Genomic DNA, 14,018 nt, shown 5'->3' on the forward strand with positions numbered 1-14,018 from the left:
TGTATTCATAAGGATGAAAGTTCATCGACTATCCCGTAAGGGAGTAGGAACTTTCATTTAGTGTATTAATTTAAACATTAAATGAAATGGCTAAAAGAAGTATAATTAAAAAGCTTAGTAAAGAGCAGAAGAGTCTTTTGATAGGACTCCTGCTAGGAGATGGAACAATATCTAGTAATTGTGTATTTAAGTTGAGTCATTCTGAAGCTCAAAGAGAGTATTTAGAATGGAAAGTTGGATTACTAGATGTTCATGGGATTAAAAACAATGGCGTTAAAGAGTATATATCATCTTGTGGGTATAACACTGGTAAAAAGGTATTGTATTCACAGATGTCTCTAAATCCGACCATTAAGGCTTTAAGGCGAACGGTATATACTCCAAAGAAACATATAACCAGGAAGTTATTAAATTGGATAACACCTCTAGGTTTAGCTATTTGGTATATGGATGATGGCTGTATTAATGTGAATACATCTAAGCAGCGTAGCTCTATACAACATACGATTAAAATAGCTACATGTGTGGATGAAGATACAGTCAATGTAATAATTGCTTACTTTGCTGAAGTGTGGGATATAAAGTTTAGACCTTTTAAAGAAGGTCGTGGAACATATTCAATCGCTACATCTTCAGAACTTGATTGTGACAAGTTTGTAAACATAGTAAGACCTTACATAGAGCAAGTTCCATCATTATTATATAAAATAAGAAGAGATTCAACTAAGCTTGAATTTATAGCGCAGCAGAGAGCTGCTTCCGAAGCGCGAGACACTCTTGAATTAGAGTGATGATATAGTCAGTCTTATATTGAAAGATATAAGGTAAACGGATATTGATAAAGCATATATCATGGGTTATGATTTTGATACCAGCGGACATTATGTAGGTTGGTCTCCGTATTTTAATTTTAATAGTATTGAGTCACTCAAAGCATCCGAAATGCTACCTACTCCTAATGGCAAGTTATATGCATATGGAAGTGGTGGAGTAGACATTACTAACTATCTAAACCAACTTAACAAGGAGAACTTCTATAATCCAGAATCTGTCCCGGTGATAGCAGAGATGCTCAACGCTATTGATGATGCTAGAATATTAACATATTCAGGTGAAGTTGACACCGATAATGCTAATTTCATTCTTAATAGAATTAACAATCATACTATGTATATGACTGAAGAATTTGATGAAAATGGAAAGAAAGCTAGAAACGGTAGACAGAAGATTAGAAGAAGTAACTTACTTCCTGCATTTAGAAACTCTGTATCATCTAAAATTAGCAATATTATCCAGAATTTGAAGAATATGAACCAGGCTTACTCTCCTATTGAAATGGGAGACCCGCAAAGGGCAGCTAAGGAATCAGCATCTGGACAAGAAGCTAATAAGATTACCATGACATCACCCTCATCCAAATGGGTAATGCAGATGCAGAATATGGACGGTAAACAAGTAATTGGTATTGCAGCTGTAGGTGAGAAAGTATTCTTTGCTAACTGTTACTACTTCAATGAAGGTGTTAGAAATGGAGACCAGGATTGGTTAGACAACATGTTCTTCTCCACTAGATTTGAAGGCATCCAAACAATGTTAAGTGAGAATGGCAAACCTATAACAGTACCTACTCTAAGAAACATAATGGCTAACGTTAACTTTGATGATTTGGCAGTTAAGAAAGATTATTGGAGAAATTTAATAGTCAGAGCCGTAGAACAGCAATTATCACCGGAGGATGTAGCTAGAGTAGTTCAAGAGCAATTAGGTATGCAACCAGACCAGTCATTAGTAATTTCTGCATTACTATCAGCTGCTACTGATAATGCTAAAGAGTTGATTCTTTCTAAAATCAATGCAGGTCCTAATCTAGCTGGTATGTACTTACATATGATTATGTTAGGATTCAGTTTTAATGATATCGCTAAATTCATGACAAGCCCGACAGTACAAACTGTAAATGACTTAATGAAGGTAAATGTATTTGATGAATATCATGACCATGCATCAGTAGACTCTGTAGTTAGGGCATTGGAAGAAGGCCCTAATATTAGAAACTACTTCGATTCTACTTCTTTAGGTAACTTCTTCAAAAGAGTGCAAGAGAAACTACTTGACTCTGGAGAGGAAGCGTTCGATAAGAGAGGTAATTGGATTCAAGCTATCAAAGATAGGTTTGCAGAAGGTGATTCTATTGATGATATATTCCCAGCTGTATCTTATAGAGAACACAGATTCTTGGAAGAATATAAGTACCTACAGAAGATGAAAAATAGGTTGGACATGGACAGATTTGCCGAATTTAAGAAGGTAAATAGAAATGCTAGAGAGACAGAACTGTTAGGAAGATTCTACGGACTAAATCAAGGTATGCCTACAGATTTAGGAGGTAAAATGGCTATGTTAAATACATATGAATCTGCAATTACTAGCAGAGAGCAACTATATAAAGATGACAAATATGAGAAAGGATATAACCCTGAGGTAGTTATTAAGAACATCCTGAATGATAAACCTTACCTATCCGAGGAGCAAGTAAGAGCTGTGGTCAATGATGCTATTGCACAAGGTATTACTAATGGAGGATTTAGTATGAGGAAATTCCTTGACCCAATGAACTCTGGCTACAAAAAGTCAACTATAGCTTACTATAATCTAATAAAGGGAACTTGGAATATATTCGACATGATTGATAAAATTCCCCACTTCAAGGCCTTATACGAAGTGTTATTCTTAACTGACACAACTGATGTAAATATTAGTACTAAATTCAACTTAGTAAATTCCTATAGAGAAGCTCTTATTAAAGAGAATCCTACATATGGTAGAGCTGTTACTAAAGAGCAACTAAATGCACTCGGTGAGCATGTAGACGATGTACTAATCACTGGCTGGTTGGCTAAACGCAACATTACCTTCAGAATGGATGAAGGTCAGAAGTATATCGGAAATGATATGACTCTGCACGATATTAAAGAAGGAGGTGAGGTATTTAGTTTGGCCACTAACGATGGAATTGCTAACTTTAAACTATGGATGGAAGGAACAGTTATTCCAGAACTCCATAACGGAATGGTTGGAGATAAGAGAGTTCGCTCGTTATTAATCAACCAATTTGTGCAAGGATTAAGTATGAATAGACGTATTGACCCGTTTACTAGAGGTAACACCACATATATGAAGTTACCTATTGACATGATGAATATAAGAACTGAATCAGACCAAGCTATGTTTAGTAGATATCAGAAAGATTTTGCAGCACTAAAGAGAATTAATCTACAAGGATTGCCTCTTACTGACTGGTTCTTCTTATATAACTTAGTTGTTAATAAGGACAAATACGGGGCGGATAGGTTTACGACTCTGCTGAATACATTTGATAAGACTGACGTTAGTGACTTACTAATAGAGTATCAGAAGTATGTAGGACAATCAGACTACAGTTTGGATGTTAATATAGATACATTCTCATTAGAAGATGCACTTATCAGAATGGCTCCTATTATTAGTGAAAGTGCTAAAGGTAGAGCTAGAAATAAGTATATTAGAATGAGAAATGAAGAAACAGGTCGTCTCGAACTATATGAAAGGGATGGAGAGGATTATTATGAAGTAAATGACATCCCGGACTCAAGTAATGTAGATATGAGAAGATTATATGATAATTACTTCGTTATTAGAACTCCAAATCAGAATGCTAAAATGAAAGAGTTAGTTCTCAGTAGGAATGACTCTATGGAGAATATAGTTAATAAGATTAAGAGCTTAATGGAGCGTAATACTATACAAATAAGAATTAATTGTTAACATGAGTTGTACAGTAGAATTTTTAGTACATTCTAACGAGGGAGCCCCTAGCTTGTTTAAGCTAGAGGTTCCTGACGTTAGTAAAATGTCTTTAGAAGATGCAGTAGGAGCATTAATGGGAAATGTAGAGAGTTATAATGATTTTATTAATGCAGTAAATTCAGGAGGATTTCCTATTACAGCTTTGGATTCCAAGAATCTTGGCAAGGACGGATTACCAATTGGTAATTATAATTTAAATACAATTAAAAATGAGTTCCCAACTCCAAATATTACCTACCTAGTGGACAAGTTGCAAGGGGAAGGTGAGGACTTAAATAGGAATAATATACTACTCACTAATGCTAGATTTAGCCTTGCTTGGAATACCAATTATGGTATATTTAGAGACACTAGTGGCAGTTTGGCAGTTATTAAGCCTAAAGAAGAATATATAGAGACCTATCTAAAGCAAAGATATGTGAATACAGTATTAGATAAGGCTCCTAAAGAACAAGTTCAGGAAGTAAACAAGAATATAGAGTCTGCGTTAAAGATGCTAGCTGCAAGTAATGATACTTCATCCAGAGTGCAGACTATCATGAAATATATAGGGTATAACTTTAACACCAATAGTATTCATGGTAATGTTATACCTGCTTTTGTGAATTACTTCTATACTAGTGCTACTTTCAATGATGCATTATATAAGAATGGGCTTGTTAGTAAATTTAATGAACTGTTTAATCAAATAATAGGTACTCCTACTACTGAAATTCCTTCTTATTCAGACACTACAGTTCAAGCGCTAGTAGACAGAGCAGAAGTATCTGGGAATTACTTGCGTATATCTAAGAAAGATATGCAAGACTTTATGGATGCTTACAGCTACGGAGAACTGTCTGATGAATCTATAGTATCTACTATACAAGACTTGAATAATAAAATTGACAATGAGAAGTTCTTAGACATTGCATTTATAAGTGATGGGGGAATATTATTAAGAAATACGTTTAAGCAGCCGGAGTTTGACAAGACTATAGTTAACACAGAATACTCTGGAGAGTTAATAGAGCCTATTGAAACTGTAGGGGGTTATAACATCGCTAAATATAATGACAGATATTATATAGACAGTAGGATTGTTACAACTTCAGACGGGCTGAAAGGAGCAGGAGTAGATAATCTCAAATATGCTAGAAGTATTGCCAATAAACTATTAGACAGACCTATAGATTTGAAATCGGTTACTAGTAAACTCAAAAATGGAAGTTTAGCAATACAAAGTTATCAATTCTTACAAATTGGAGACAGATTCTCCGTTTTGGATATAGAACTAAATGATAACATAAAGCTATACAATGATAAGGATTTAGTTAAGAGTATTACTTTTAACAACTTCATATCAGAGCTTAATAAGAAGCCCCAATATAAGAAACTAATTGGCATACTTAAAGAGCAGGGACTTAATATAGAATCTATACTTAACACCCAAGAGAAATTGGAGACTTTCTTCTTATTAAAGAATCAATTAAGAGACCCAGACATTCATGCTTCTCTATATAACAGTAAAGTACCTAGTATGCTAACTCAAGACAAACTAGACTATGAGCTGCAATTAATGACAGAAGCTTTAAATACAATTCAGAATGCTACCGAATCTGTATATGAAGTAACTGGGGCAAATGGGGACAAATACTCATTCAGAAAGCTAGAATCAGAAAGAAGTGTACCAGTTCACAAGAAAGTACCCAGGTCATTTAAAAGTGAAATGGTAGAGATAGCCAATCACCTTAGTAAGAACTATGGCATTAATGTTAACGTAGTTACTGCTAGAGAGATAGCTTCTAAATTCAGAGGAGTGATTCCTAATGCTGGAAGAACTAATGCATTTATTTATAATGGAGAAGTCTATCTAAATGTAGACAGAGCTACTACAGCTGATTCACTGCATGAGTTTGCACATTTAATTATGGGTTCTATGAAGAGGACTAATCCAGGTCTTTATTATGGGCTAGTTGAACAGGTGGAGTCTCTGGCGAACTATGATGATAAACTAGAAGCATTTAGGATGATAGGAGATACTAGAGCTGTTCCTGACTTGAATGAGGAGATATTTGTTACAGAGTTTGGTAATTACTTCGCTAGAATCGCAGAGCCTTGGTTTGAAGGTAAAGAAGCTTCACTAGAGGAAATGGGGAGAATATTTAAAGAGAAGACTCAAAAGACATTCCAAACTAGTGATGATATTAAGAATGAGAAGTTAGGAAGACTTCTTAATATGTCTATAGATAATATTATGTCTGAATTTGGTAGTGCACTTATTAACAACGATTTAGCAGCAGGTTTTGATATGAACTTAGCTTCTGAATCCCGTACTATAACTAATTTAATTCAGAAATTAATAAAGAGTGGTAACTTAAAGGAGAATTGCTAATGGCTTGTTCATATAGTTTAAATATAAATGGTCAAGTAGTACAATTTGGGGAGGGTAATAACAACTATGCAGACCTATTTGACTTCTTGATAGCACATAAGAATCAGATAGAATATGGTCTTATATCTGATATCGTACTTAGTCAGGACACTAAGCAAGCTGAAATAGTAGCTAAACTAAGAGGTATCAGAAGTGAAGCTAGACTTAGAGAAGACGGAGTAGATTTAACTGGGGGAGATATAAGTTATACTGCTTCTGACGGTAATATGTCCGTTACAGATTTCTTAGAGAAAGGAAGGTCTGGTGACGGTGAAGGCGCATTAATTCAGCCCTTTAATGTTACTAATTGGAGAGGCAGAACTGTTACTGAATTAATGGATAAGGAGAAGATTAGTAGAGAAGAAGCACATGCTAGAGTAGACCAAACGTTAGAGATGTGGGATAGAATAGCTGAAACTGGTATTGATATACATTCTATGATTGGAGACTACTTTGCAGGGCATTATGACTTAGAAGCCCTGACTAAGAAATATGGAATGCAATACAACGAAGCTGTTATTAAATCATTGTATGATAATTTAGAAACACTTAAAAGTGAGCTATATAGAGCTCATGGTAAAGGTGCTAAAATAATGTCTCAATTTCTGGTTGATGCCAATACAAATGACGGACTTAAACTAGTAGGTTCTATCGACTTAATAGTTGTAGATGAAGAAGGACAACCTCATTTGTATTTATTTAAAAGTTCTACCAAAATTTCTAACGACTGGGATGCAGCTAAAGCATCTAAATATGATTATCAATTAGGATTTTACAGGCAGATGTTAGCTTCTAAGGGAATCCCAGTAAGAAATATGGAACTTAATATAATTCCAATGAAAATAGAAGGCCTAGATGAAGGTCCTTTAACAGATGTTCAGTTTGAGGCAGTACAAGACAGGAAGAAAGACACATCTTCAGCTGTTAATAGACTAGCTTGGGGAGTAGGAGAATATTACTCAAATATTAGTAACATAATACCTGTAAGGATTACTGATGAGACTGTAGGACATCCTATTAAGGACGGAGTGCTTAACACTTTATCAAAGTTTATTCCCAATCCTAAATTACAGAGCAGAATGGATAGAATAGACGTAGATTCGTTTATTCAAACTCAAGTACATGATTCACCACATCCTTCAGAAGGAAGGTGGTACTTTAGTGATTATTACAATCATAGTAAACCTATCTATATTAAAGATACAGCTGATAAAGCTGTTAATGAAGAACTTAGACAAAAGGTTGAAGAATACTTGAAGAAGAGGGATAGAATCTTTGCAGAGAAGAGACAGGCATTTATATACGATTTGGACAAGGCTTTAAAGGGTTATAAACCTCTAGACCAAATCGTACCACCTTCAGGGTTTAAGACTACAGCTTTTGTAGTAAGTACATTTCAGAAATATGTAAACGACCCTGGTTGGGAAGTGGTTGATATGGAGAATCTTAAACAGATGGGAATTATAGCTATTCATAATGTTATTACTAAGCAAGTGGACTTTGTGGCACTTAGTAAACATGATTTAAATACTATTATACCACTGTCTTTAGGAACTACTATGTTGGGAGACTATGAGAAAGACGCATATGCTATGAATAATCCATGGTTATTAAGGTCTACTAGCGGTAATATAGAGTTGATGAAGATTATGGCAGCTATTAATGAGATGCCAGAAGTCTTCGGAGATGTATTTAGGATTGGGACATTCAAGGTCTTAAACGCAGATACATCTACAGCTACTATAGCCAATATGAAGAGTATAAGAGAAACTTTCAACTTATTAGCAAAGGAAGCTGGAGTAACTAATAGACTTAATCAGGTTACATTTATGGATGAACTTGAGGTTTTAAAAGGAGAGTTCTTAGCACTTATGAGTAGACCGGATGCTACTCCTAGAACCCAGCAAGAATTAAACACTAAAGTACGTAAGGCATTATTTGACATAAATGCAAACGATAAAGCTGCTACAGCCGACAGGTTAGAAGATATAGCCAAAACGTTGTATACTTCATTCCCAACTATCCTTGAGAAAGCATCAGTGGAGGATATAATGAAAGAGAACTCTAATACTGGTATAGAAAGATTCTATAAAGCAGTTCTAGGAGCGATGCTTTATTATAGAGATATTCCATTTACACAGCCGGAGAAGATGGGAAGATATACTCGTAAAGGAGCTCCATTATCAGGAGGTATGGATACTAACCCTGAACTAATTCCAGAGAATAATATTAGACAGGCTGTTAAATTAGTAAGAAAGGCATTTGATGGAGTTACTAGGAAGACTGAAGAATATTACTATCCATTCTTTAATGACTACGTTAAAGCCTTGTGGAAGGATAAGGGATACTCAAACGCAAGAAACTTAGTAATAGGAGACCAGACTAAAATATACGACAATATGTTTAGAAGAAATCCAGACGGGTCTCTAAATGAGCAAATGCTGTTTGCTAATCCTTACGATAATAGTACTCCACTGTCATCTGAAGAAAGAAGATTCCTGAAGAAGATATTATGGGACATCAACAAGTACAGATTTAATCTGGAAGGTAAGTCAGAATCTGACTCAGAAGTGGCGCAATTAAAGAAACAAGACAAATGGTTCTGGGTACCATTGCAACAGACTAATAATAAGATATTGCAAATGGGAATTGCTAAATGGGCTAGCCAAGAGACTAAAGATGTTACTATGAAGTTTAAAGACTTCTGGAATAGGGAAGAGAATGATGCATATTCGGAGGAAGAATATACAGCTAAATCTGACATGATTACTAGATATGAAATGTATAATAGGTTTAACATTTCTGAATCTAGTGAAGATGCCAGACAGGCATTACTAGCACAATACAATTCTGATTTCTGGGAACGTAATTTGGAATCATTAGTAACTAGCTATGTGTTCGCCGCAGAACGTAAAGATGCCTTTGATGATGTGCTCCCGGCAATTAAAGCAATTAAATTATTAGCTCTTAACTATGCTAAAGAGACTGGTGTTGATTTAACAGTGTTTAATGAGACAATGGATAATTACCTTAAAATTGCAGTATTTAACCAATCCATTATTAGTGAGGAAGGTAAACAGTTATACCAAGCTGTGGGCCCCATTAAGAGATTAGCATCTTTCGGATTGTTAGCATTTAATGTTACTGGTGGAGTCAGAGATGTATTTGACGGAATGTGGAAGAACTCTGCAATGGCCTTTAGTAAAATGTATTACACTGGAGAGAAATTTACTTATAAAGAATTACTACAGGCCGGAGCTATTATCATGAAAGACGGGCCAGACTTTTTATCAAGAGTCACTAAGATAGAGGCTCTTAATGCTAGAATGAGACTCGCTGATTTTGATATGAATAAATTGTCACAGAGGTTAGTAAGTAACAAGTCAGGATTGTCTAATCTATCCAGGTATACTTATTGGTTTACTACAGCACCGGATTACTATAATAGAATGACCATGTTTATAGCTCAAAGTCTACATGATGGGACTTGGGATGCTATAGAAATGACTAAGGATGGATTAAAGTATGATTGGAAGAAAGACAAGCGGTTAGCTGCTTATGCTTCTGGCAATAAGAGTAATCCAGACTACAATAAGCAAAGAGGTCTGTATCTATCTATGATGAAATCTTTCAATGAAACTGAAGGTCTGAATCTAAAAGAAGGTGATGCATTACCATTTGCTTATACACAGGACGAAGTACTTGCTATTAAAACTTTATCAGATTTAGTTTATGGTTATTATGACCATGACGGAAGAATGCAGGCCGAGAAGACCTTTATGGGAGCGTTGCTTGGTCAATTTAAAACATTCTTGTCTGCAACCAGGAATGCTTATTTACTAGAACCAAAGAACTATGGACTGGCAGGTAGAGTTCAGGCTAAAAATGATAATGGAGACCTCCTATGGTACAAGGATATAGTAGACGATAATGGAGAAACTAAAACTATAGTAACTACAGAGAATACAGGAGTGCCGGTAGAAACTTGGGCTGACAGATACCTAGAGGGAATCTTTTACACCCTTAAAGATGCCTGGAGGGAATTTAAATCCGGAGGGCTTAAAGGAGTCAGAGACAACATATGGAACGAAGATACTGGTGTCAAGAAATCTAATTTAAAGAGATTAGGACATGACTTAATGCTGTGGTTGTTATTAGGAGCTCTAGGTCAGTATCTAATAAGATTGTGGGCTGAAGCCAGAGAGGAAGATAGAGACCCATTAAATCCTACTATGTCTAGGGCTATGGAAGATACAGTGTTTAGTCTATTCCAGAGAGGATTTACCAATTCATTTGGCGATGTAACTCCTATCAACACTATGTCGAGTTTAGTTAATAATTCAGAACCTGTATCTATTGGGTATCTTAGCACGGTGTTCAATAATACCTATGAATTTGCATTTGGAGATAAGACTCTATCTCAATACTTTATGGGAACTACAGGATTCGGTAGAACTTTCAAGGGAGCTACTACTGAACTAAAGAATATAGCTAAATTAGCAGCTGACACAGTTAAAGAAGATACAGAGTAATAATCAAAAAAAAATGGCCTGTACAGTAGAGCATTACACTCCACCATACAGGCCATTATTGTTTATTGAAGCACCCCTAGGGTCTCCATCATAGTTGCTACTTTGACAATTAACTCACCGAGAGTTCCGTTATTATCAACAACATAATCGTAGTCATTATAATCATCCAAAGCATGTTCTGAAATATGATTATCTAGTAATCCGGTATCTCTGTTTACCTTAATGACAATTCCTTTTCTATCTTTGATAGCCTGGACTTCATTTGGAAACCTAGTATCTGGCATAATCCAACAAGGCTCTACTGTATTCATATGTACGAATACAGTGTTACCGTATTCATCAGTACCATAAGTAGGATAACTCTTAAATTTCCTTTCATAGTCAAACATCATAGATTTAACCCATAGGTTAGGGTCAATAGTTCTTCCCACTTCAGTACCTAGTACTTGTAGGAACTCTCTATGAGTCATAGGCTCCCCTTCACTATTACTAATTGGAATATATGTAAATGATTCTTTGATACTCTCTGTCTCAAAGCTTGACTTATCACAACCCAATATAATGGACGCACACTGTTTCAGCTTCTCTGCCCATGGATGTTTCTCCCATACACTAAGTATAGGAGCAATATCCTCACTTTCACGGACAGCTTCAAAGTGTTTAGCATTCAGAGTTACTTCTCCCCATAGTTTAGAAGATTTAAGCCAACTTATATACCGAATGATAGTACAAACTGTATCCTTACCGCTTTGCTTCTTACCAACTATACCTATAATCATTCTTCTAGAAGGGTTATTTCATCGTCGCTATACTCACAATCTCTTACTTCTAAATCTCCTAGGTCTACTGTGTCGTAAGCCTTTTCCCAAGCTTCGTCTTCACTATCGGCTTCAACTTCTATGTCAAAGCATAGACGACATCTAAGCTGTCTATCGATACTTACATTATACTTCGGCATCAGTAGTAGCTATTACTAACTCACCAGAGTCAATTGCTTTACGAATGTATCTCATTAATGTGATAGGTTTCGGATACTCTGCTAGAAACGTAGTAGTTCCTACATCGTCTCTGTCATTCATGTCTATTGGAAAGACAATAGCTTTATCACCAGCTATTATTTGGTAATAAAGCACACCAGCTATAGCATGTGATATCTTAGCTGGATAAGGTAAGGTTACAATTTCTTTTAATGTCATATTATACTACACAAGATTTTACTAAATCAGCAATCTGTTTACCTTTTGAGCTTCAGTTGCCTGTTGTGCAGCCTTAATGCCCTCCAGGAACTCACCCCAATCTTTACTGTTGTCCATAAAAACTAGGGTTTAGATATTTCATAGTGTGCCTACGTAATATATTCTCTGCTGTACCAGAATCCCATTTAGATTTGCTTCTTATAAAGGCAATATCCTCACTTGAAACATTGGTCATAGCAGAATCACGGTCTCTATCTGTCTCAAATCCACCTACATAATGTACAATAGGACAATCATCTATGGTATATGGGTCATCATCCTCGCATAAGTCTGCATTGAGCTCATCTACCATGTCAACATGATAAAAACCGTCTTGTCCAGCTACGCCTACTCTAAACCTAGGTTCAGAGAACATATGATAAATGCACAAAATACATGGAGGACACTCTGTATCATCTGTATTCTCCTTAATGTAATTTGCTATGAAATTAGCTGCCATTTCATCACAACCCCTACAATCTCCGACTACAAATTCACAGTCATCGTAATTATCGTTGCATGTATCTATTACATCAACAATTGCTGGAACGTAGAACTTCTCAAATTCTTCAGGAGTTATGTCTCTGTGTCCACTAATGAAGTATGTCATTCAGCAAATAAATCGTCTAAACCTTCTACTTCTTCATAATCTACATAAGTATGAAAGATGCCTTCAATGAGATGTCTATGATTAAACGCCCACTGATAGTTATCAAGGTCGGACATTTTAACCCACATGATAGCTTTTACTTCATTCTCTTCTCCACCTAGCTGTCCTTTGATAGCATTAGTAGAAATTCCAATATGACTCTCGTCTACTACAGCCATGAACCTCATAGTGACATTCTGTCTGTTAGAGTCTTTCGGGTCATCGTTAACGCTACACATATAAAGAGCACTAGGTTCAATCTTAACTCCAGTTTCCTCGTAGATTTCCCTAGAGCAAGCTTCTGCTAATGTCTCATCAAAGTCCAAATAGCCACAAGGACAGTTCCAATATCCTTGAAAGTCTGGTGCTCCTTCACCTCTTTGATTAGCAAGAACACACCATTCATTGTTAATCCTACAGAATATAAATCCTGCAACGGCTATACTACGGTGAACCCAGACTGTCTCCCCAGCATGTTCACCTGTTTCAATTGTAATAGGATAATTCTTCATTAGTAAAATTCTTCAGTTAATCCAGCTTTTATACATATAATCTATATTGGTCAATGAATGCTTCTACAGTATCTCTTACAAATGGCTGGATGTATATTCCAAGCTTTACTCTATTGCGAATGCAAGTAGAGCATATTGTTATTTGCGGAACGTATACAACATGTACATTCTCCGGAAGGTCTTGTGGGGTCTCCTCTCCACTTACCACCATGAGGAATTTATAGTCACACAATATTACAGACCCTTTATGCCATTCAGGAATATCCTTATAGGTTTCTGGAGTAGTAATAATTACTAATTCATCCTCTGGCATTCTAGACTTTAATTCCTCTAATACAACGTATGTAGGTATACCTCTGGGATAAGCAGGACCTGCTAAGTCTTTCTCTACATCACTTACATGCACAAAAGGTAAAGTGTCGAATTGCATACAACTCATAGCATACCTATATGAAAATTTAGAGCTACTCTCCTTCCATAAGTTTTGATATGCAGGAATTACTAATACTCTACCCACCTGGCTAGAGTTAATGGCTCCCATTACCACATTTACATGCCCGATATGGGGAGGGTCAAATGAGCCAAAGAATAATCCTACTCGCATTGCATTGCCTCCTTAACTGCTGCTTTAACTATACTATCAAGTTCATGCTTACACTTCTTACAGTCTCCTGCATGTGCAAACCAATGATTTTGCCAGTAATATGTATGACCATTCAAAATAAGAACTTTGATATGACCATTACGACAAGTTCCAACCTTATCATAATTGTCAGTCACATTACTACTGGGAGTACAACTAGAAAGGAGCCAAAGCAAAGCTAAGGCTCC

General features: G+C 36.0%; 10 protein-coding genes. 4 read left to right on the top strand and 6 right to left on the bottom strand.

Features of this window, described 5'->3' with window-relative positions:
* The first annotated feature begins 86 nt into the window (after positions 1-86).
* The 4 genes from AC5LAX_RS00660 to AC5LAX_RS00675 all read left to right on the top strand — a co-directional run bounded on the left by AC5LAX_RS00660 (position 87) and on the right by AC5LAX_RS00675 (position 10,791).
* Entirely contained in the window at positions 87-791 is a 705-nt protein-coding gene (locus AC5LAX_RS00660) for a hypothetical protein (RefSeq protein WP_493263577.1), read from the top strand.
* 61 nt (positions 792-852) lie between these two features.
* Positions 853-3,804, top strand: coding sequence for a hypothetical protein (locus tag AC5LAX_RS00665; RefSeq protein WP_493263578.1), 2,952 nt, complete (start codon positions 853-855; stop codon positions 3,802-3,804).
* Between the two features lie 52 nt (positions 3,805-3,856).
* Entirely contained in the window at positions 3,857-6,220 is a 2,364-nt protein-coding gene (locus AC5LAX_RS00670; RefSeq protein ID WP_493263579.1) for a hypothetical protein, read from the top strand.
* Positions 6,220-10,791 (top strand): hypothetical protein, encoded by a 4,572-nt coding sequence (locus AC5LAX_RS00675; protein WP_493263580.1) that lies wholly within the window; start codon positions 6,220-6,222, stop codon positions 10,789-10,791. The genes AC5LAX_RS00670 and AC5LAX_RS00675 overlap by 1 nt, the downstream gene beginning before the upstream one ends.
* Before the next feature lie 62 nt (positions 10,792-10,853).
* On the opposite strand, the gene AC5LAX_RS00680 is transcribed toward AC5LAX_RS00675, so the two are convergent.
* The 6 genes from AC5LAX_RS00680 to AC5LAX_RS00705 all read right to left on the bottom strand — a co-directional run bounded on the left by AC5LAX_RS00680 (position 10,854) and on the right by AC5LAX_RS00705 (position 14,006).
* On the bottom strand, positions 10,854-11,570 hold the full coding sequence (locus tag AC5LAX_RS00680; protein WP_493263581.1) for a deoxynucleotide monophosphate kinase family protein: 717 nt from the start codon (positions 11,568-11,570) through the stop codon (positions 10,854-10,856).
* A 165-nt stretch (positions 11,571-11,735) separates the two neighbouring features.
* Positions 11,736-11,924 (bottom strand): hypothetical protein, encoded by a 189-nt coding sequence (locus AC5LAX_RS00685; RefSeq protein WP_493263582.1) that lies wholly within the window; start codon positions 11,922-11,924, stop codon positions 11,736-11,738.
* 166 nt (positions 11,925-12,090) lie between these two features.
* A complete protein-coding gene (locus tag AC5LAX_RS00690) occupies positions 12,091-12,486 on the bottom strand; it encodes a hypothetical protein (protein ID WP_493263583.1) in 396 nt (131 codons plus the stop codon).
* Positions 12,487-12,632: 146 nt separating this feature from the next.
* On the bottom strand, positions 12,633-13,187 hold the full coding sequence (locus tag AC5LAX_RS00695; protein ID WP_493263584.1) for an NUDIX hydrolase: 555 nt from the start codon (positions 13,185-13,187) through the stop codon (positions 12,633-12,635).
* Positions 13,188-13,215: 28 nt separating this feature from the next.
* A complete protein-coding gene (locus AC5LAX_RS00700) occupies positions 13,216-13,791 on the bottom strand; it encodes a nicotinate-nicotinamide nucleotide adenylyltransferase (RefSeq protein WP_493263585.1) in 576 nt (191 codons plus the stop codon).
* Positions 13,782-14,006 carry a hypothetical protein gene (locus AC5LAX_RS00705; protein WP_493263586.1) on the bottom strand — a complete coding sequence of 75 codons (225 nt, stop codon included), beginning with the start codon at positions 14,004-14,006 and terminating at the stop codon, positions 13,782-13,784. Before AC5LAX_RS00705 ends, AC5LAX_RS00700 begins: the two co-directional genes overlap by 10 nt.
* Between the last annotated feature and the right edge of the window lie 12 nt (positions 14,007-14,018).

The sequence above is a fragment of the Megamonas sp. genome, assembly GCF_986095205.1.

Coding starts and splice junctions, on each gene's coding strand:
- AC5LAX_RS00660 (WP_493263577.1), top strand. CDS start 87: ATGGCTAAAAGAAGTATAATTAAAAAGCTTAGTAAAGAGCAGAAGAGT.
- AC5LAX_RS00680 (WP_493263581.1), bottom strand. CDS start 11,570: ATGATTATAGGTATAGTTGGTAAGAAGCAAAGCGGTAAGGATACAGTT.
- AC5LAX_RS00690 (WP_493263583.1), bottom strand. CDS start 12,486: ATGGCAGCTAATTTCATAGCAAATTACATTAAGGAGAATACAGATGAT.
- AC5LAX_RS00700 (WP_493263585.1), bottom strand. CDS start 13,791: ATGCGAGTAGGATTATTCTTTGGCTCATTTGACCCTCCCCATATCGGG.
- AC5LAX_RS00695 (WP_493263584.1), bottom strand. CDS start 13,187: ATGAAGAATTATCCTATTACAATTGAAACAGGTGAACATGCTGGGGAG.
- AC5LAX_RS00675 (WP_493263580.1), top strand. CDS start 6,220: ATGGCTTGTTCATATAGTTTAAATATAAATGGTCAAGTAGTACAATTT.
- AC5LAX_RS00665 (WP_493263578.1), top strand. CDS start 853: ATGGGTTATGATTTTGATACCAGCGGACATTATGTAGGTTGGTCTCCG.